17 protein-coding genes are annotated in these 19597 nt (G+C 42.1%); 14 read left to right on the top strand and 3 right to left on the bottom strand.

The window, feature by feature from the left end:
* The first annotated feature begins 6 nt into the window (after window positions 1-6).
* The 12 genes from nuoI to ACOYVE_RS01385 all read left to right on the top strand — a co-directional run bounded on the left by nuoI (window position 7) and on the right by ACOYVE_RS01385 (window position 12283).
* Window positions 7-501: an NADH-quinone oxidoreductase subunit NuoI gene (gene nuoI / locus ACOYVE_RS01440; protein ID WP_014856698.1), complete on the top strand. Its 495-nt coding sequence runs from the start codon at window positions 7-9 to the stop codon at window positions 499-501.
* A gap of 135 nt (window positions 502-636) precedes the next feature.
* Complete coding sequence (locus tag ACOYVE_RS01435; RefSeq protein WP_014856699.1) at window positions 637-2175, top strand: YifB family Mg chelatase-like AAA ATPase; 1539 nt, start codon at window positions 637-639, stop codon at window positions 2173-2175.
* A 158-nt stretch (window positions 2176-2333) separates the two neighbouring features.
* Window positions 2334-4277 (top strand): mechanosensitive ion channel family protein, encoded by a 1944-nt coding sequence (locus ACOYVE_RS01430; protein WP_014856700.1) that lies wholly within the window; start codon window positions 2334-2336, stop codon window positions 4275-4277.
* A gap of 3 nt (window positions 4278-4280) precedes the next feature.
* A complete protein-coding gene (locus ACOYVE_RS01425; protein WP_422880591.1) occupies window positions 4281-5177 on the top strand; it encodes a mechanosensitive ion channel family protein in 897 nt (298 codons plus the stop codon).
* A gap of 43 nt (window positions 5178-5220) precedes the next feature.
* A complete protein-coding gene (locus ACOYVE_RS01420; RefSeq protein ID WP_422880590.1) occupies window positions 5221-6000 on the top strand; it encodes an ion transporter in 780 nt (259 codons plus the stop codon).
* Between the two features lie 26 nt (window positions 6001-6026).
* Window positions 6027-6767: a transporter gene (locus tag ACOYVE_RS01415; RefSeq protein ID WP_422880589.1), complete on the top strand. Its 741-nt coding sequence runs from the start codon at window positions 6027-6029 to the stop codon at window positions 6765-6767.
* Between the two features lie 72 nt (window positions 6768-6839).
* Complete coding sequence (locus ACOYVE_RS01410; protein ID WP_422880588.1) at window positions 6840-7409, top strand: response regulator transcription factor; 570 nt, start codon at window positions 6840-6842, stop codon at window positions 7407-7409.
* 257 nt (window positions 7410-7666) lie between these two features.
* Window positions 7667-8245 (top strand): hypothetical protein, encoded by a 579-nt coding sequence (locus tag ACOYVE_RS01405; protein ID WP_422880587.1) that lies wholly within the window; start codon window positions 7667-7669, stop codon window positions 8243-8245.
* Entirely contained in the window at window positions 8238-9032 is a 795-nt protein-coding gene (locus tag ACOYVE_RS01400) for a sensor histidine kinase (protein WP_422880617.1), read from the top strand. The genes ACOYVE_RS01405 and ACOYVE_RS01400 overlap by 8 nt, the downstream gene beginning before the upstream one ends.
* Before the next feature lie 91 nt (window positions 9033-9123).
* On the top strand, window positions 9124-10464 hold the full coding sequence (locus ACOYVE_RS01395; protein WP_422880586.1) for a spondin domain-containing protein: 1341 nt from the start codon (window positions 9124-9126) through the stop codon (window positions 10462-10464).
* A 59-nt stretch (window positions 10465-10523) separates the two neighbouring features.
* Window positions 10524-11576, top strand: coding sequence for a peptide-methionine (R)-S-oxide reductase MsrB (gene msrB, locus ACOYVE_RS01390; protein WP_422880585.1), 1053 nt, complete (start codon window positions 10524-10526; stop codon window positions 11574-11576).
* Between the two features lie 8 nt (window positions 11577-11584).
* The gene (locus tag ACOYVE_RS01385) at window positions 11585-12283 is read left to right on the top strand and encodes a pirin family protein (RefSeq protein WP_422880584.1); all 699 of its coding nucleotides are present in this window, start codon (window positions 11585-11587) and stop codon (window positions 12281-12283) included.
* Here ACOYVE_RS01385 and hydF read toward each other — a convergent pair.
* The 3 genes from hydF to ACOYVE_RS01370 form a co-directional block, all read right to left on the bottom strand.
* Complete coding sequence (gene hydF / locus ACOYVE_RS01380; RefSeq protein ID WP_041356055.1) at window positions 12275-13504, bottom strand: [FeFe] hydrogenase H-cluster maturation GTPase HydF; 1230 nt, start codon at window positions 13502-13504, stop codon at window positions 12275-12277. The two genes, ACOYVE_RS01385 and hydF, sit on opposite strands and share 9 nt — an antisense overlap.
* Entirely contained in the window at window positions 13497-14906 is a 1410-nt protein-coding gene (locus tag ACOYVE_RS01375; RefSeq protein ID WP_422880583.1) for an aspartate ammonia-lyase, read from the bottom strand. Before ACOYVE_RS01375 ends, hydF begins: the two co-directional genes overlap by 8 nt.
* Before the next feature lie 114 nt (window positions 14907-15020).
* Window positions 15021-17015: a T9SS type A sorting domain-containing protein gene (locus ACOYVE_RS01370; RefSeq protein ID WP_422880582.1), complete on the bottom strand. Its 1995-nt coding sequence runs from the start codon at window positions 17013-17015 to the stop codon at window positions 15021-15023.
* Between the two features lie 232 nt (window positions 17016-17247).
* Between ACOYVE_RS01370 and cysS the strand changes: the two genes are divergently transcribed.
* Together cysS and ACOYVE_RS01360 are read left to right on the top strand one after the other, a co-directional pair.
* Complete coding sequence (gene cysS / locus ACOYVE_RS01365) at window positions 17248-18657, top strand: cysteine--tRNA ligase (RefSeq protein ID WP_014856712.1); 1410 nt, start codon at window positions 17248-17250, stop codon at window positions 18655-18657.
* 61 nt (window positions 18658-18718) lie between these two features.
* Window positions 18719-19486: a hypothetical protein gene (locus tag ACOYVE_RS01360; RefSeq protein WP_014856713.1), complete on the top strand. Its 768-nt coding sequence runs from the start codon at window positions 18719-18721 to the stop codon at window positions 19484-19486.
* The last annotated feature ends 111 nt before the right edge of the window (window positions 19487-19597 follow it).

Here is a 19597-nt window from a genome sequence, read left to right as displayed (position 1 = left end):
TAAGCAATGGCACAGAAGAAAAGAAAAAAAGACCTGAATTTTTGGGAGAGAATCTACGTAGTGGAAATTATCAAAGGTATGATTCTCACTTTAAAGAATATGCTCCGTCCAAAGTTTACGATGGAGTACCCGGAGGTAAAATTCGAACCGCCCGCTTCGTACAGAGGCAGGCCTGTGCTCGTACTCGAAGATAACGGCGTCGAAAGATGCGTGGCTTGCGGGCTCTGTTCGAGGGTTTGTCCCGCTCTGGCAATCGAAGTGCAGGCTTCGGAAACCGAACTGGAAAAAGAAAGATATCCCGAAAAATTCGAAATTAATATGCTTCGTTGCATCTTTTGCGGCTTTTGCGAAGAAGTCTGCCCCGAAGAAGCAATCGTAATGAGCAAAGAATATGAACTAGTCTTTACAAACCGCGACGACGCAATCTTCGGAAAAGATAAATTGTTAATTCCCGTCGACCAGCTTCGAGATCGAATAGAATTTTTAAGGAAATTCAAATAAATCTCAAAATAACGAACAAGCGAAAGCGCGTTCTATTCCGGGATGCGCTTTTTTGTTTTTCAATTACGACTTCACGATTTTGAATTACAGATAAAATTTTATAAGTTTATAAAAACCCAAAAGCGGGAGATTACGATGTTTTCGAGGGTAATCTCCGCTTCTACGTTCGGTATTGACGCTTATAGAGTGGAAGTGGAAACTCACAGCGAGAGACAGCTTCCGTCGATTACAATTGTAGGGCTGCCCGACAACGCAGTTAAAGAAAGCAGAGAGCGCGTAAGCGCTGCTCTGAAAAATACCGGTATCGATTACTCGTTCAAAAAAATTACGGTCAATCTTGCGCCCGCCGACATAAAAAAGGAGGGAAGCGCTTTCGACCTGCCGATAGCGATCGGAATACTCGCAGCAAACGAACTGGTTAATCTGAATTTATTGGATGAGACAATGATTCTGGGAGAATTATCGCTCGACGGTTCTCTACGTAAAATTAAAGGCGGCTTGCCCGTGGCTGTTGAAGCGCGTCGTCTCAAACTTAAAAGCCTGGTACTGCCGGAAGATTCCGTCAAAGAAGCTTCGATTGTAGACGGCATAAAAGTTTACGGATTGAAAAATCTGAAAGAAGTAATCGATTTTTTGAACGGGAGCAATCAATTTGAACCGACTCACACCGATAAAGAGGAAGTATTTTCACAGATAAATAAATATCATCTCGATTTTTCCGACGTAAAAGGGCAGGAGAATGCAAAAAGAGCTCTCGAAATTGCAGCCGCCGGCGGACATAATATAATTATGATCGGACCGCCCGGCTCGGGCAAAACAATGCTTGCCAAAAGACTTCCAACAATACTTCCTCCGCTTACATTCGAAGAAGCATTGGAAACTACGAAAATTCATTCTGTGGCGGGAATACTTCCGAGAGATAAAGCATTAATAACTGAACGCCCTTTCAGGAGCCCCCACCACACGGTTTCCGATGCGGCTTTAATCGGCGGCGGCAGCATTCCCCGTCCCGGCGAGGTTTCTTATGCGCATCACGGAGTTTTGTTCCTGGATGAATTGCCGGAATTTAAGAAGAACGTCCTCGAAGTAATGCGCCAGCCGCTCGAAGATTCGAAAGTTACGATAAGCCGTTCGAAAATGTCGGTCGAATTTCCGGCAAACTTTATGCTTGCCGCGGCAATGAATCCGTGCCCGTGCGGATACTATACAGACCCTTCGAAAGAATGCACGTGCACTCAGGCGCAAATTCAAAAATATATGGCTCGAATTTCAGGCCCCCTGCTCGACAGGATCGATATCCATATCGAAGTGCCGGCAGTAAAATACAAAGAATTATCCTCGGAATTGCAGGGGGAAAAATCGGAGGAAATCAGAAAGCGCGTTGTAGCCGCCCGACATGTGCAATTGAAAAGATTCGAAGGCTTGAAGAATATCTATTGCAATGCGGATATGGGCAGCCGCGAACTCAGGAAATTTTGCCGTCTCGACAATCAATGCAATGAACTGCTCAAAATGGCGATGACCCGTCTCGGATTCTCGGCGAGGGCTTACGACAGAATTATCAAAGTAAGCCGCACAATTGCCGATATCGAATTATCCGAAAATATTTTACCCCAACACATCAGCGAAGCTATTCAATACAGAGCGCTCGACAGGGAATTGTGGGGACATTGATTTCTGTACGGAAATTACTTCCGCCCCTGATTTGTATAACATGCATCAAAGTTGTTCCGTATTAATTATGCCGAAATTATTCCATTTAAAATTTTTATTGACTGTAATTGACTTTTTTTACATATATCATGCGGTAAATAAAAAAATATGGCAAAAATATGATATACAGAAATATTATCGGTTTTTTGGTTTTATTATTATTTTCATTATACGGAGACAATATTGCCGTTACGGACTCGACCGGTGTTCGGAAATACCCCGTAACCCTGGAATCGGATACTCTTTTTTACATCGGCAAGGGGATCGGCGCTTTTAATGCCGAAAAACGCGCAAGAGAAATATCCGCCGAATTAAATAATCTTTTACAGGACGAATCTTTTTCTCCGGATTCGATTAAGTTGATTAAAGGTAAAGCTTATTGGAATATTGCGGCGGGCGAAAATATCATAATGTCCGTCACGCCCGAAGACGCGGATTTTGCAGGGATTTCGGATTCGCTTCTTGCCGCGAAGCGCTATTCTTTGATTATAAACGGTATTAACAAAATTAAGTCGGTCAATAAAACCAAAATACTTATTTATAATATTATTTATAATCTCGTTTATTTGATTCTGATGGCGCTTTTCTTCTGGGGCGCAAATAAAATATTCCCTAGAATAAATAGATTTTTAGGGATTATCGCTCCGAAGATATTGCCTACGATAAGATTCAAAGGGCGCGATATCGTTAAGAAAGAAAGTATGGTTAAAGCGCTTGATTTTACTGCAAAGGGAATACGTTTCGTATTATCGCTCTTGGTTATTTATTTGTTTATAATTTATACGCTGCAGTTATGGCCCGTAACAAGAAGCTGGGACTTGCAACCGATAATAAAGAGTCTGGCTTTGCTGATTTTTTATACTGTGCTCTTTTATGCAATTTGGAAGGGTATAAATTCGCTCTCCAAGGTTTCGGCGACGAAAATCGGCGAATGGAAAGGCACAAAAATCAAGTCGCTTAAAATCAAGAATATCGAAGTGTTGAATGAAGACCGAATTATCGAAATATTATTGCTCGGCAACAAAATCTTAAAATTTGCTCTGTTACTGTTCTCATTCTATACATATTTGACTATAATATTCAGCTTGTTTACGTTCAGCAGTCATTGGGCTGAAACTCTGCTCGGTTACATACTGAATCCCCTTAATACAGTATGGACTTCATTTATAAATTTCCTGCCCAATCTCTTTTTTATTGTAGTGCTCGTTTTTGTATTCAATTATTTGATTAAGGCTGTCAAATTTATATTCAATGAAATCGACAGGGGCACGCTCGAAATTCCGGGTTTTCATAAGGATTGGGCTGTTCCCACATATAAAATAGTCCGCTTTTTGATTCTGGTATTGGCGGTGATTATCATTTTCCCTTATTTGCCCGGATCGGATTCGCCGTTCTTTCAGGGGATTTCAGTCTTCCTCGGTATTTTATTTTCGTTGGGATCGTCGTCGGCAATTTCCAATATGGTGGCGGGCGTCGTGCTGACATACATGCGTCCTTTTAAACTGGGCGACAGGGTAAAAATTGCAGATACAATAGGAGACGTAGTGGAAAAAACCCTTTTGGTGACGAGAATCAGAACGACAAAAAACGTTGATATAACAATTCCGAACTCAATGGTGCTCGGTAGTCATATTATTAATTTTAGTTCGTCTTCCGAAGATAAAGGTCTGATACTCCATACGACTGTAACAATCGGTTACGATGTTCCGTGGAAGAAAGTGCATGAATTGCTGATTGCCGCTGCCAACGAAACCGAGCATATCAAAAAAGATCCGCGTCCGTTTGTTCTACAGACAAGTCTGGACGATTTTTACGTCTCGTACGAACTAAACGCATATACCGACAAACCTCAGATGATGCAGAAAATTTATTCCGAGCTTCATTCAATGATACAAGACAAATTCAACGAGGCGGGGGTCGAAATATTGTCGCCGCACTACAGCGCTTTAAGAGACGGAAATCAAATTACCATACCTCAGGATTATTTGCCGAAGACTTATCAGGCGCCGCCTTTTAGAATATTCGGCGTAAATTTCGGCGGCAACAAGGAAAATAAGGAGTAATTTATGGAATTCGAAAAAATCCTTTACGACCCGGTTATCGGAAAGTTAGTAACGGCGTTTGTTCTTACTCTTTTTATTATTTCGATATCGAGGTTTATTCGTTCGCGCATTACAAGAGTAACAAAAGATATCGATCTGCGTTACAGATTACGAAAAATAGTAACCATAGCGAGCTATCTGATTGTTATATTCGTCCTTTCGATTGTATTCAGCGATAAACTCGGAGGACTCACGGTTGCGCTTGGAGTTGCCGGCGCAGGCATAGCGTTTGCTCTACAGGAAGTAATTGCAAGCATTGCGGGCTGGTTAGCCGTCTCATTGTCAAATTTCTACAGAGTGGGCGACAGAGTCCAGCTCGGCGGCAATGTCGGCGATGTAATTGATATCGGAATTTTAAGAACGACTTTGATGGAATGCCGTCAATGGGTAGACGGCGACCAGTATACAGGCAGAATTGTCAGGGTCGCAAACAGTTTCGTATTTAAAGATTCTGTGATTAATTATTCGGCAGATTTCCCGTTTTTATGGGACGAAATAAAACTGCCGATCAGATACGGCAGCGACGTGGAGCTTACGCGGAATATTATCAATCAAGCCGCAAATGAAATAATCGGTCCTCATGTGCCGCAGGCTCAACAGCACTGGGATCGTATGCTCGACAAGTACAGGATTGAAAACGCAAACGTCCATCCGATGATTTTTATGGTTGCCAACGATAACTGGCTCGAATTCTCGCTCCGTTATGTAGTCGATTATCAGGCGCGCAGAATTACGAAAGATAAATTATTTACAAAGATTTATAACGATATCACGAATACCAATGGTAAAGTACAGCTCGCTTCGGCTACTTTCGAGCTCACCGCGGCTCCTCAATTTAATATCAGTTTGAATAAGTCGTAAAAAAGGAATTTATTTAATATATTGAGGATAAACTGATATCGGAATGAGAAAAAAGTTATACGAAGCAATTTTTGAATCGAACACAAGGGCGGGGAAATTATTCGATATATTCCTGCTGTGGATAATTATAATTAGCGTTCTCATCGTATTCCTTGAAAGCATACCCGAACTGAGCCTTTACCACAAAAAACTTTTTTACTATGCGGAATGGTCGGTAACAATATTATTTACCATTGAGTACTTATTGCGAATTTACGTAGCTCCGAAACCTTGGAAATACATAAAAAGTTTTTGGGGATTTATCGATTTCCTTTCGATAGCTCCCACTTATATCGATTTACTGTTCCCGGGCTATCACTATTTGCTGGTTGTAAGAATATTCAGATTATTGAGAGTTTTCAGAGTACTGAAGCTAGTGCGCTACATAAAAGAATCGGAAATACTTTTTGCCGCTTTAAAATCGAGTTTCCACAAAATAAGCGTTTTCTTTATAGCGGTTATTTCCATTGTGATTACTATGGGGACGATTATGTATGTAGTAGAAGGAGGAGAAAACGGATTCGACAGCATTCCGCAAAGTATTTATTGGGCTGTCGTTACCGTAACTACAGTAGGCTACGGCGATATAGTGCCGAAAACATTTGCCGGAAAATTTATAGCTTCTCTATCGATGATCATTGGATATGCAATCATTGCAGTTCCTACCGGAATATTTACGGTTGAAATATCCCGAGCGGGAAGTTTATTAAAAAAATGCGACAAATGTAACAGCCTGATTCCTTCCGATTCAATCTTTTGTAATAAATGCGGTAGTAAAGTCTAATCTCTTTATTAATAACAGGAGCAATTATGAAGTTTCTATTATACACAACGCTGTCTTTAGGAATATTATTTTTTACAACAATAAATGGGCAAACGATTGTTACGGATCGACCGGATTTTACCGAAAGCGCCGTTACAATACCTTCTGGCACGGTTCAATTCGAAGGGGGCGTATCCTTCGATAATAATAACGATATGAATAATTTTACATTTCCAGCTCTTTTGACAAGGGTGTCTTTACATAAATCTTTCGAGGTCAGACTGGGTTTTACGGGCTGGACGTATTCCGAAGAAGAATCGAAAACTTTGATGAACGACTTGATACTCGAAGCCAAATACCAGTTGTCAATAAATCCTGAATTCCCGTTGGCAATTTTATTGGTAAGTAAACTGCCTACCGGGAGCGAAGAAATCTCGATCGAAAATCCGGAATACGGATTGAAGCTTGCAGCTTCGCATCCGGTCGCCGATTATTTATCGGTGAGCTCGAATGTCGGCGCGATTTCAATTGAACCGAACTCACAAAGGGAATTGCTGTATTTGTTTTCTTTAAGTATGGGATTTACCATTGCCGAAAGGACGGGCTGGTTTGTGGAATTTTTTACGATGATGCCGGAAAAACGCCAATGGCAGCCCTCAATCGACACGGGATTTACTTACCTGATCGGAGATAATTTCCAGCTCGATATGTATGCGGGATTCGGACTTAATAATTATGCGTCCGATTTATTCGGCGGACTGGGACTCTCCTACAATCTCAAATATTAGTATAAAATGTAATACTTTTGTGATGAATTTATTTATCGGGCAGACTAAATTGCATTTAAAAACAAATTCCAAATGGAAAATTTAAAAGTATTGCTTATTGAAGACGACCCTAACATTGCGGAATTGATCGATATCCATCTGAAAGACCTCGGTTATGAACTTGAACATGAAACAAACGGGAATAACGGATTAAAGAAAGCGTTGAATGGGCTCTACTCTTTAATAATCCTTGATTTAATGCTTCCGGGCAAAGACGGTATTGAAATTTGCAAAGAATTGAGAAAATATAACAAAGAAGCGCCGGTGCTGATGCTGACCGCAAAATCCGAAGAGATCGACAAAGTGATCGGTTTCAATACAGGCGCGGACGACTATCTGACCAAGCCGTTCAGCATTGCCGAATTAATCGCCAGAATTAAAGCGCTCTTTCGTAGGATTGAAATCGATAAACACGGTATACAGGATGCTCAGGATAAGAAGATATTGCAATACGGAAAATTATTAATCGACCTTGAAAACAGAAGGGTTACAATCGAAGGCGCCAAAGTAGATCTAACAGTCAAAGAATACGAACTGCTCGTTTTGTTTGCAGGCAAACCGGGAAGAAGCTTCAGCAGAATGGAATTGCTAAATTTGATTTGAGGTTATCAATTCTCGGGATACGAACACACGGTCAATTCCCATATAAATCGTTTGAGGAATTAAATCGAGAAAGATCCGTCTAATCCGCAATATATAAAAACGGTGTGGGGAGTGGGCTACCGGTTTGACGAGCCTGAGGAACTGGAAAATGATTAAACTGCTAAGATATTTTTATGTTAAGTTATCAGCGGTATTTTTAATATTACTGCTTGCGCTGGGAATAACGCAAACATATCTTATTAAAATCCGCAACCGACTTGCGTTACGAGATCGATCAAAAGCTAAATTTGAACCTCGCGCGGGAGTTTGCCAACGAGTTAAAAACTTTATTTGAAGAAGAACCCGATTTTAATGAAATAGGGCATCGCATTCATTATATGATGGTTATCAATCCGAAAATCGAAATTTATATTGCCGACGAGCAAGGCAAAATTCTGGCTTTTTTTGCCGAACCAGGAAAAAAAATAGTTTCCGATAATATCGATATTGATCCTGTAAAAGAATTTATTAGAGGAGACTTTACTCTTCCTCTTCTGGGGTTCGATCCGCGTAATCCCGACGTCAAAAAACCGTTTTCCGCAGCTTCCATACGGCTTGGGAAAGAAAGAAAAGGATTTCTTTATATAATTCTCGGAGGAGAAGAATACGACTCGGCTGAAGAAATGCTAAAGAATGATTATCTGTTGAGCACAATTGTGCAAGCGCTTTTGTTTTCGCTGGCCGGAACCGGTATCGCTGGTTTAATCCTTTTCTTTTTTATGACAAAAAGAATTCACGGCATTGCAGATACTGTTAAACAATTTTCGAACGGAAATTTCAAAAAACTGAATAAATGAAAAACATGACGACGAAATCGGAGAACTTGCCGCTTCGTTCAATAATCTGGCCGATACAATTGTTGAATATACAGAAGAGCTGAAAAATAAAGATTCTCTGCGAAGAGAATTAATTGCAAATATATCGCACGATTTAAGAACGCCCCTTGCTTCAATTCAAGGCTATCTGGAGACCATTTTTATTAAGGAAAGCAAAGGCTCTCTCTCCGATGAAGAAAGAAACAAATATTTGCGGATAATAAATAAGAATACTGAGCTGCTTAATAAAATGGTTTACGATTTATTCGAACTTTCGAAGCTCGAAGCGCGGCAGGTGGAACCGAAACCCGAACGATTTTCGATGGCGGAATTGATTAACGACATAACTCTCAAATTTAAGGATAGAGCCGCGAAGAAAGGCATCGAATTGAAGTTTAATATTATAACCGACAAAACGATGGCGCTTGCGGATATAGCGCTAATGGAACGCGCAGTTTCCAATCTGCTTGAAAATGCTTTGGAACATACCCAACCTAACGGAAGCGTTACGATTAATTTATTGAATGAAAACGAAATGCTGAGAATTGAAGTATGCGATACGGGAAGCGGTATTCCGGAAGAAGAACTGCCTTTTATATTCGACCGTTTTTACAAAAATCATAATAATCGAAAAGGAAAAGTCGGCGCCGGTCTGGGGCTTGCTATCGCTTTCCAGATTATTAATCTACACAAATCGACGCTGAAAGCGAAGAGCAAATTGAATAGCGGCTCTACTTTTTATTTCGACCTGCCTCTGTCGAATAACTGATATTACTCATTCTTTATTCTTTCGTGATAGTTTCGTGAACTTCGTACTGTAATTTACTCCCGACATCATTAATAATAAGGAGTAATAAAAAATGACCAAGAAACTATCATTATTAATATTAATCGCATTAACGGCTTTGCTTGCCGCGGCTTGCGACAGCAATTCCACCGAAACATTGGAAAGAAAAATGTTTAAAGTGAGAATCGAAAATATCGCTAAAGAGTATAAATTCGCCGACAGCGGTGTTTTTAATACGCCGGTCAATGCTTCTTCGCCTGCGCCTTTGGCTCCGGGCGGCGCTTATGAATTTACGGTTAAAGCTTTCCCGGGAAGCAAATTGTCGTTTGCCGCCATGTTTGTACATTCGAATGATTTGTTCTACGCGCCGGACGGAAACGGCATAAGTTTGTATGATAATAACGGCATGCCTGTTTCGGGCGATATAACAAGCCGGATTAAATTATGGGACGCCGGAACGGAGATTAATCAGGAGCCGGGACTCGGAACCGATCAGGCGCCTCATCAGTCGGGAGCTAATACCGGATCTGCCGATCCACACGCCAATGTGCGATTGGCGGAAGACGAATTTTCAAATTTACCTTCCGTTAATGAAGTACTGAAAGTAACGGTCGAGCCGACTTCCGTCAACAGATTTAAGGTGAAAATTGAGAATGTATCTTCGGAACATTCAATTCATACTTCGGACGGAAATGTGTTGGCGGCATTGATTGCGCCGGGCGTGTGGGTAGTTCATACGGCAAATAATCCGTTGTTCGAAGAAAACAAGCCCGATTTCGGGGAAGGATTGGAGGCTTTGGCTGAGGACGGAAACCCCGCCGTACTTTATGAAAATCTCAAAGAAGAAACAGGCATTACGCATTTGTTTGCCCCGGGAGTTTTTGTGGTTCATACTGCTTCGTCGCCTGTATTTAGAGCCGGACAACCGGACAGAGGAGAGGGATTGGAAGCGCTTGCGGAAGACGGCGATCCGTCTATGCTGGCGGCAAATCTGAACGGTAAAGATGGAATTTCTTTAGTGGGAGTATTTAATATGCCGGTTGGAAGCTCTGCGCCTGCTCCTATTGCCCCCGGCGGTGTTTACGAATTTGAATTCGACGCAACCGAAAAAGATTACATTTCGTTTGCAAGTATGTTAGTCCAATCTAACGACCTTTTTATTGCTCCTTCTGACGCCGGCATTAAATTGTTCGAAAGTTCCGATCCGATAAGCGGAGATATAACGGAACTATTTATGCTCTGGGACGCCGGAACGGAAGTAAATGAAGAACCCGGATTCGGAATAAATCAGGCGCCCCGCCAATCCGCAGCCAACACGGGCGCGGCAGAAAACGGCGCCCTACGAATTGTCAATGACGGATACGTTTATCCGAACCTTTCGGATATTGTGCGCGTTACAATAGAAAGTAATTAAATAATTGGGAACAAGCGCTCCGGCTTTTGTCCGGGGCGCTGATATAAAAGAGGTAAATTATGTTGAAGTTGTTTGGAATTTTCGGACTGGTATCGTTGTTATTTACTCTAATAACAACAAACGGCGACGAAATTAAAATGAACAAAAATACTGAAACGGCTATTTTTGCCGGAGGATGTTTCTGGTGTATTGAAGCCGCTTTCGAAAATTATGAAGGCGTTATCGAAGCGGTCTCCGGCTATACCGGCGGAAATGTTGACAATCCTACCTACGAGGAAGTTTCAACCGGTCGTACCGGACATTACGAAGCAGTGAAAATTGTCTTTGACCCTGATAAAGTATCGTACAGCGAACTGTTGAATCATTTCTGGTTGCAAATTGACCCGACGGATGATTACGGCGCTTTTGTGGATAAAGGTTCGCAATACAGATCGGCAATCTTTTATACTAATACAGACCAAAAATATATTGCTCATTTTTCAAAAGAAAAATTCGAAGCCTCGGGAATTTACGACGACCCGATTGTAACCAAAATTTTACCGGCGAAGAAATTTTATCCGGCTGAAGATTATCATCAGGACTACTTTATTAAAAGTTCCATGAATTATAAAAGATATAAAAATCACTCCGGCAGGAATGAATTCCTCGAGCGTATCTGGGCTACGCGGTTAAATAACGATCAAAAATATATCGAGAAGATGAATAAATCGAATCTTTCTCCGCTGCAGTATAAAGTGACTCAACAATGCAGTACCGAGCCCCCTTTCCAGAATGAATATTGGAACAATAAAGAAAAAGGAATTTATGTCGACGTGGTTAGTGGAGAACCTCTTTTTATTTCGGCTGACAAGTATGACTCGGGAACCGGCTGGCCCAGCTTCACAAAACCTCTGGAGCCCCATAACATTCTCGAATTTGTGGATAATTCATTCGGCATGGCCAGAATCGAATTGAAAAGCCGTATCGCAAAGAGTCATCTGGGGCATGTATTCCCCGACGGGCCAAAACCGACAGGATTGAGATACTGCATTAATTCGGCATCGCTGAGATTTATACCTTACGAAAAATTGAAAGAAGAAGGATACGAAAACTATATCGAGTATTTTAAATAAGGAAAGTTATGTTAAAAATAAGAAAATCCCATGAAAGAGGAGTAACAAGGCTTGATTGGCTTGTGAGTTATCATACGTTTTCATTCGGCGGTTACTTTGACCCGGACAATACGAATTTTGGCGACTTGCGAGTCATTAATGAAGACCTCGTAATGCCTTCGGCAGGATTTCCGACGCATCCTCACAACGATATGGAAATAATTACGATTGTTTATGAAGGCGCGCTGGAGCATCGCGACAGTATGGGCAACGGCTCAGTCATTCGGCCTAATGACGTTCAGATAATGAGCGCAGGAAGCGGAATTACACACAGCGAATTCAATCATTCAAAAGAAAAGCCCGTAAGGTTGCTGCAAATATGGATTTTCCCGAAGCGGAAGGGAATAACTCCGCGTTACGTCGAAAAGAACTTCCCTGAAGAAGACAGAATCAACCGATTACAACTGCTGGTTTCGCCTTCGGAAGACGAAGGCTCTCTTCTTATTAACCAGGATGTAAAATTGAATCGCTCAGTCCTAAAAGAAAACAATAATATCGATTTTAACATTGCGCCCGGAAGGAAAGTCTGGGTACAATTGATATCGGGCAGTCTGAAAATAAATGAATATACAATGAGCGGCGGCGACGGACTGGCTGTTGAAAACGAAAGCTTATTAAAAATTAGTTCGCTCGCCGATTCGGATTTTTTACTTTTCGATCTACGATAAACCCGAGATTTTTTCCCACTCGGCTATAGCTTCCGGGAATGGCTCAAGAGCCCGCGGTACCGCTCCGTGCATATACGAAATTGCCACTCCGTAATTTACAATCGGCACATCCATATATTTTGCTTGTTTTATACGCGTTTGCATCATCTTTCTTGTAAGAGTGCATCCACCGCAATGGATTATCAGTTTATAATCGCCCAGATTATCCGGGAAATCGTGTCCGCTGACTATATCAATTTCGAGGTTTTTTTTCGTATGAAGCCTAAGCCACCTCGGAATTTTTACTCTGCCGATATCGTCTTCCTGCGCATGGTGCGTACAGGCTTCGGCGATTAATACTTTATCTCCGTTTTTAAGTTCTTCTATTCTTCGTAAACCTTTAACATATTCAGTCAGGTCGCCTTTATATCTTGCCATCAGAATCGAAAATGTAGTCAGGGGAATTTCGTCCGGCACGTCGGCAACAACACGCATAATTGCCTGACTGTCTGTAACAACCAGCTTGGGAGGTCTGCTCAAACTGGCAAGAGCGGCTCGTAATTCTTTGTCTTTAGCTACAACAACTATCGCGTCCTCGTCGAGCGATTCTCGTATTGTCTGTACCTGTGGCATAATAAGTCTGCCTTTCGGCGCTCCCAGATCAATCGGGACTACAAGAACAATAATATCGTGTTGTTTTATTAGATCGCCTACGAGCGGTATTTCATCTTTTCCCGGTATCTCCCTCGCAAGTTTTTCTTTCAGCTCATAAATACCTTCGTCTTTTAGACACGATACGGTATGGAATTTTATCTTTAAGTTATTGAGCTCCTCAATCAGTTCGTAATTAACGCCCAGATCGGATTTGTTAATTACTACTGCGTATGGAATTTCGAATTTATCAAAGTGTTCGATTAAATTCCTTTCGTAGTCCGACAATTTGTTCTGTGAGTCGAGCACAAGCACTGCAAAGTCAGCCTCGGAAATAATTTTAACGGTCTTCGAAATTCTTTTTTCTCCCAGTTCGCCAATATCGTCAATGCCTGCCGTGTCGATTAATACCACGGGACCGAAGGGCAGCAATTCCATGGCTTTTCGAACAGGGTCGGTTGTTGTGCCTGGAATATCGCTCACAATAACCAGATCCTGCCCTACAAATCTGTTCATCAAAGAAGACTTGCCGGCATTGCGTCTGCCTACGAAGGCTATGTGTATTCTCTCGGAGTACGGTGTTTTACTCAAGGTTCAATCCCAAGTCTTTCGATATAATTTCATAAATCTGGTCTTCGCTCAGCAGCTTGCTTTTCATTAATGCTTTTACAAAAGGAATATTATTGTTATAAGCGTATTTAACCAATTCCTGAATGGTATCGTATCCGAATGTGGAAATAAGCGAAGCGGCAACAGCCGAGCTGTTGATTAAATTCAATTTACACCTTTCTTCGTTTGCCGTAATTCCTTCGATGCAATTTTCTACGAGATTCCGATTCGATTCTCTCAGCAATTCGAGAGATTTAAGGAAAAGATGAGCCAGCAGGGGACCGAAAGGATTAAGTTCCAGGTTGCCGCCGCCGGCAATATTGGAGATAACCACATCGTGTCCTTTTACAAGTTCGCAAATTTGAATGGCATTTTCGAGAATTACGGGATTAACTTTTCCCGGCATAATGCTCGATCCGGCTTGTTTCGGCGGCAAATTGATTTCTCCGATTCCTCCGTTTGGACCGCTGGACATGAATCTCAAATCGTTGCATATTTTAATTATGCTTACGGCGCCGGCTTTTACGATTCCGTGCACTTCCACGAATACATCCATATTTTGAGTAGCGTCGATTAAATCCTCGCTTTTTGCGACGGGGAGTTTGGTGATTTTTTTAAGTATGGAATTGACGTTAAGAACGTATTCACGCGTCGTGGACACTGAATTGCCAACAGCGGTTCCCCCGAGATTTACGGATCTCAAACGTTCTTCTGCGTTATATAGCCGCCAACGGTCTCTTGCAATTGCCTGAGCGTATGCGCCGAATTCCTGCCCGAGCGTAATCGGCACCGCGTCCTGAAATTGAGTGCGCCCGAGTTTTAATATGTTTTTGAATTCTTCTTCTTTTTTTTGCAAACTGTTTTGAAGTAAAGCGAACGATTCCTGCAATTCTCTCAAGAGCGTAATCGATGCAATTTTAAGAGCGGTCGGGAACGTGTCGTTGGTGGATTGGCTCATATTGACGTCGTCTATCGGGTGAATATAATCGTAGTCGCCATAATTTCTGCCGGCGATTTCGAGGGCTGTATTTGCTATTACTTCATTGATGTTCATATTCAGGGACGTGCCCGCCCCTCCCTGATAAGGATCGACTATAACTTTTTCGTAAATGCTCGACATGTCGCCTTTGATGCATGAATCGGTTTCGTGTATCAATTCTTCGATTGCCTCTGAAATCGGGTCGTATTTTTCTTTAAGTAGAAGTCCGCATTTATAATTGGTTTCGGCGGCCGCAAGTTTAACCTGAAAAAAGGCTTTGATAAGATGAAGGTTTACTTTTTCGCCGCTCTTGGGAAAATTATTGTAACTCCTCAAAGTATGGATGCCGTAAAGCGCGTCGGACGGAATTTCCACCTGTCCCAAAGAATCTTTTTCTGTTCTCATAGTAAATCGTAAAATTATTTTTCACAAAAATAGTAAAGAAGGGGGAGATAACATAGGAATAGGGGGATGATAAAGAAACGGCGGTTATATTTCAAACCGCCGTTTCGTGGAATTTTATTTTACGAGCAACATCTTGTTAACCTGAACGAAGTCTCCGGATTCGATTCTGTAGAGATAGACGCCCGAAGCCAGGTTGGCGCCGTTAAACGCGATAGTGTGCGTTCCGGCGGAAAGCTGGTTGTTAACGAGAGTTTGAACTTCTTTGCCCAATACATCGTAAACCGTAAGTTTAACGTGCGACGCTTTCGGCAGCGAGAATTTAATGTTTGTTGTCGGGTTGAAAGGATTAGGATAGTTCTGATAGAGAGCGTAATTTGTCGGAACTTCCTTCGATTCTTCAACGCTGACAACGCCGCCGAGAGCTTTGATTGTGCCTTTAAGAAGCGTAACGGTGAATTTCGGATTGTGAATGCCGTAGCTACCGTCGTAATAAATCACTCTCATATTGTATGCAGCCTGAAGCTGTTCTTTTGTCCATGTAGTGTCAGGAGTGGCATGCGGATCGGGATCCGGCAAGAGAGAACCCAAATAGTCGAGCAAGCCGTGAACTTCGTCCTGCAATCCTTCGACGACCCCGTCGCCGTCATGGTCGCCGCTGCCGTTCAAGAAGAAGCGAACGTCTTCAAAACTGGCGCCCAATGAATATCCGTGGCACTTAGCGCATGCTTTCATGTTGTCAACTCCGGTCGGAGTACTCATCGAGAATGTATGTTTACCGACTAATTGAGCGTGACCGCTTGCGTCGGTTTCGCCTTCAGCCATGTGGCAGTCAACGCATCCGTTTTCGGTAACACCAAGGTGATTCGTGCTCGCCAATGTAAAGAGCGTATCTCCGAACGTAACAACGTTAGCGGCATTGAGAACGTCTGCTGCTGTCGAATAGTGAGGTCCGTAGTGACGAGAGGGAGTTTGGGTGTAGCTGCTGTTTGCAACTCTGCGACTCTGATGGCAATTCATACAAAGTTTGCCGAGTCCGCCCTGTTCAATTACGGTGCCGTCTGCCAGAGAAGCGTTAACTGTTCTAACCTGATGCATATTGGTTGCATCGTGAGGATCGTGGCAGCCTGCGCAAGTTATCGGTTGGTAAGATGGATCGAAATAAGGATCGTTAGTTGCAATGCCTTTAACAAACTGTGCGAAACCTTTAGCGGTATGGCAGCGTACGCAGCTTTCGCGTCCGGGACCCGTCGGATAGCTTGTAGCCTCTGCGTGTCTCGAAACATCCCATTGTTCGGGATATACGTGATAATGCCCGTCGTCATGGCACAATGCGCAATTGTCGGTAGAATAACTTACAACTATACGAGAATCCTTGGTCGACCCGAAGTGACCGCTTGCAGGACCGTGGCAGCTTTCGCATTGAACATTGGCTCTCTGCATTGCGTCTGGATATTGATCTACCAATGACTGATATGTGCCTTCGGTTAAGTTCTCAGGAAAAACGAATTCGAAATCGTCAAAACCGTCATTTTCAGCATTAGCATCGTATCCGGTAGTATGACAGGAGAGACAATTTGCGTTATAATGGCTGCTGAGCGTGCCTTCGACGCCGCGGAACATAATAGTTGAATGGTCAGTTCCTTCCCATTTTTCAACTACCGACGGGTGGCATGTCTGGCAGGTTACATTTCCAACTTCGTTATAAACGCCTATGTATTTAGCGGCATTGATTACAATCGACGCCGAATATGGACCGTCGGAAACCTGAACTACGTATTTACCCGGTTTGTCGGGGGTAAATACAATAATTTGCGAAGAAGTGTCTACGTCGAGAATACCGCCGAATTTAGGGCTTGAACCCGGAGCGCGTTCTGTTGTACTCCATTGCGGGTCGTTAAGACGACCGCCTGCGAGCGTAGCTTTAAGGTACATTTTCGTACCAACGCCTACGTTCGTTAAGCCGTTATAAGCGGAAGTGAAAATATCGTTATCGCTCAATCCGGCTTCGCGGGGCGATACTCCATAGGTAGTAATCTGCATGGTTTGCGCAGATACTAATCCCGTAACGACAAATAGGAGCAGAAATAATACGGTAACTTTTTTTTGCATATGTTCCTCCTATGGTTATAAGGTAGTTAATTTAGATAATCAGATAAAAAAACTTTCTTTTCCCTTTTTGATAATCGGAAAATATGAAGAAAAATCAAGATGTCAAAGTCCAAAAAAATATTAGATGTATTTTTATCTTATTATCTTATTCTTAATCAATAACCGTTCCACCCGCAAAATTGGAAAATAGAGAATACAATTAGTATATTTTTTCCTAAAATTTGGAATACTAATGAAAATTTACAATACTTTTTCTAAAACTAAAGAAGAATTTATCCCCCTAAATCCCCCGAATGTTACTTTTTACGTATGCGGACCGACAGTTTACGATTATTTTCATATTGGCAACGCCCGTTCCTTTGTAATGGCAGATATTGCCCGAAAATATCTCGAATTCAATGGATTCGTCGTAAAATTCATTATGAATATAACAGATATCGACGATAAAATCATCAAAAAATCGTTCGAAGAAAAAAAATCGACCCGTGAAATCGCCGATTTCTTTGCCGCCGCATTCAAAGAGGACCTCGAACGGCTCTACGTTAAACCCGCAACTCTTCATCCGAGAGCTACAGAACATATCGACGATATTGTGCGTATGATTAACCGGTTGGTCGATAAAGGCTATGCGTACGAAGTTGACGGAACGGTATTTTACGATATCTCAAAATTCAAGGAATACGGCAAACTGAGCGGGAAAAATTTGGAAGAACTCGAAGCAGGCTCCAGAATTGAAATAAATGAAAAGAAGCGAAATCCGCTCGATTTTGTGCTCTGGAAAAAAGCCAAAGAAGGCGAGCCTGCTTGGGTGAGCCCCTGGGGCAAAGGCAGACCCGGTTGGCATATCGAATGTTCGGCTATGAGTTGTAAACATCTTGGCGAGACTATCGACATTCACGCCGGCGGCAACGACCTGATCTTTCCGCATCATGAAAACGAAATAGCTCAAAGCGAAGCAGCCAACGGCAAAAAGTTTGTCAGATACTGGATGCATTTCGGATTTCTTAATTTTCAAAATGAAAAAATGTCGAAGTCGCTCGGAAATTTTTTTACTACGCGCGAGATTTTGTCCAAATATACAACCGAAGCAATCCGGCTTTTCTTTTCGCAGACTCATTACAGAGGACCTCTCAATTTCAGCGAAGACCTGTTATCGTCAGCCGAAAAAGGAGCCGAGAAAATCAGAAATTTCGCTCTTAGAATTAACGAAGAATTATCCAAGGATTTGCAAGAAGGGGAGTATCCTGATTTCAGTATAAAATCTTTTTATGACGAGTTTACGAATGTAATGGACGACGACCTCAATACGCCTCAGGCGGTCGCCGTAATTTTTAATTTCATACGCGAAGTAAATAAAGTTCTGGACGGCGGAGCGAAAGTGAATTCGAAATTTCTCGAGGATGTCAAGAAATTCATGACGGATACGGCGCAGAACGTTTTGGGAATAGTTAACTTTGAAAAACTTGAGGGCAATAAAAAAGAAGCTCTCGACGACAAACTAATCGAACTTTTGATCGATATAAGGCAGACGCTCAAGAAGGAGAAAAATTATCAATTGGCGGACTTGATAAGAGACAGATTGAACGAGCTCGGAATCGTACTGCAGGATAAAAAGGAAGGAACGAGTTATATAAGAAAATAGATGTTCTTATTTAATTAAATATTTTCTAATTTTAGATTGTCAATTAACCTGCGGGAAAAAAATGAAAAAATTTATAGTACTTTTAACTTTTTTATATACAGGCGTCCTTTTTCCACAAGGAACTTCGGGGACGGCTGCAAAGCACGAGTACAGAACTCTTATTGACTTGCCCAGCGCCGGCATCCTCGAAAAAGGTTTCGCGGGAATTTCATTCGATATTATGCCGTACGGCGTAGTTATTTCCAAGCTCGAAGTAGGCGTTTTCGACAATTTCAGTTTCGGAATTTCTTACGGAGGTTCGAATATAATCGGCGCCGGCAAAGTCGACTGGTACTCGCTTCCCGCAATAAACGTACGACTCCGGCTGGTAGACGAAACCGAGAATATGCCCGCTGTTACAATCGGTTTCGATTCGCAGGGTAAAGGTTTATACACTAAATCATTGGAACGATATCAAATCAAATCTCCCGGATTTTTTGCCGCCGTATCGAAAAACTATCAGTTCATGGGATATCTTAGCGTGCACGGAATTGTCAACTATTCTTTAGAAAGGGAAGATAACGATAAAGACCTGAATCTGGGCTTCGGAATCGAAAAAACATTGGGCGCCAATTTCTCATTAATCGGAGAATACGATTTTGCAATTAACGACAACACCGGCAATTCATTGGGCGACGGAACAGGATATCTGAATATGGGAGTTCGCTGGTCGGTCGACGGCGGTCTGACGATCGGCGTCAACCTGAGAGATTTGCTCGATAACAAAAAATTTACTAGCAGTAAAGCCGACAGGGGAATCTACGTCGAATTTATTAAATCGCTCTTTTAGTGTATTTTTTTTAGTACGACCAGTCTATTTAAATAAACAGACATTCCAGCCTGTAATTAATTTTTCCGTTTATTTTAAACTTTTTGAGGCATTAAATTTGTCATATCAATA

Origin of the sequence: Melioribacter sp. (assembly GCF_049325435.1) — a bacterium.
Lineage (GTDB): Bacteria > Bacteroidota > Ignavibacteria > Ignavibacteriales > Melioribacteraceae > Melioribacter > Melioribacter roseus.
This window is presented reverse-complemented; position numbering and strand designations above follow the sequence as displayed.

Excerpts from the sequence above, each read along its gene's own strand:
- nuoI (WP_014856698.1), top strand. The coding sequence starts at position 7 with ATGGCACAGAAGAAAAGAAAAAAAGACCTGAATTTTTGGGAGAGAATC.
- ACOYVE_RS01435 (WP_014856699.1), top strand. The coding sequence starts at position 637 with ATGTTTTCGAGGGTAATCTCCGCTTCTACGTTCGGTATTGACGCTTAT.
- ACOYVE_RS01430 (WP_014856700.1), top strand. The coding sequence starts at position 2,334 with ATGATATACAGAAATATTATCGGTTTTTTGGTTTTATTATTATTTTCA.
- ACOYVE_RS01425 (WP_422880591.1), top strand. The coding sequence starts at position 4,281 with ATGGAATTCGAAAAAATCCTTTACGACCCGGTTATCGGAAAGTTAGTA.
- ACOYVE_RS01420 (WP_422880590.1), top strand. The coding sequence starts at position 5,221 with ATGAGAAAAAAGTTATACGAAGCAATTTTTGAATCGAACACAAGGGCG.
- ACOYVE_RS01415 (WP_422880589.1), top strand. The coding sequence starts at position 6,027 with ATGAAGTTTCTATTATACACAACGCTGTCTTTAGGAATATTATTTTTT.
- ACOYVE_RS01410 (WP_422880588.1), top strand. The coding sequence starts at position 6,840 with ATGGAAAATTTAAAAGTATTGCTTATTGAAGACGACCCTAACATTGCG.
- ACOYVE_RS01395 (WP_422880586.1), top strand. The coding sequence starts at position 9,124 with ATGACCAAGAAACTATCATTATTAATATTAATCGCATTAACGGCTTTG.
- msrB (WP_422880585.1), top strand. The coding sequence starts at position 10,524 with ATGTTGAAGTTGTTTGGAATTTTCGGACTGGTATCGTTGTTATTTACT.
- ACOYVE_RS01385 (WP_422880584.1), top strand. The coding sequence starts at position 11,585 with ATGTTAAAAATAAGAAAATCCCATGAAAGAGGAGTAACAAGGCTTGAT.
- ACOYVE_RS01375 (WP_422880583.1), bottom strand. The coding sequence starts at position 14,906 with ATGAGAACAGAAAAAGATTCTTTGGGACAGGTGGAAATTCCGTCCGAC.
- ACOYVE_RS01370 (WP_422880582.1), bottom strand. The coding sequence starts at position 17,015 with ATGCAAAAAAAAGTTACCGTATTATTTCTGCTCCTATTTGTCGTTACG.
- cysS (WP_014856712.1), top strand. The coding sequence starts at position 17,248 with ATGAAAATTTACAATACTTTTTCTAAAACTAAAGAAGAATTTATCCCC.
- ACOYVE_RS01360 (WP_014856713.1), top strand. The coding sequence starts at position 18,719 with ATGAAAAAATTTATAGTACTTTTAACTTTTTTATATACAGGCGTCCTT.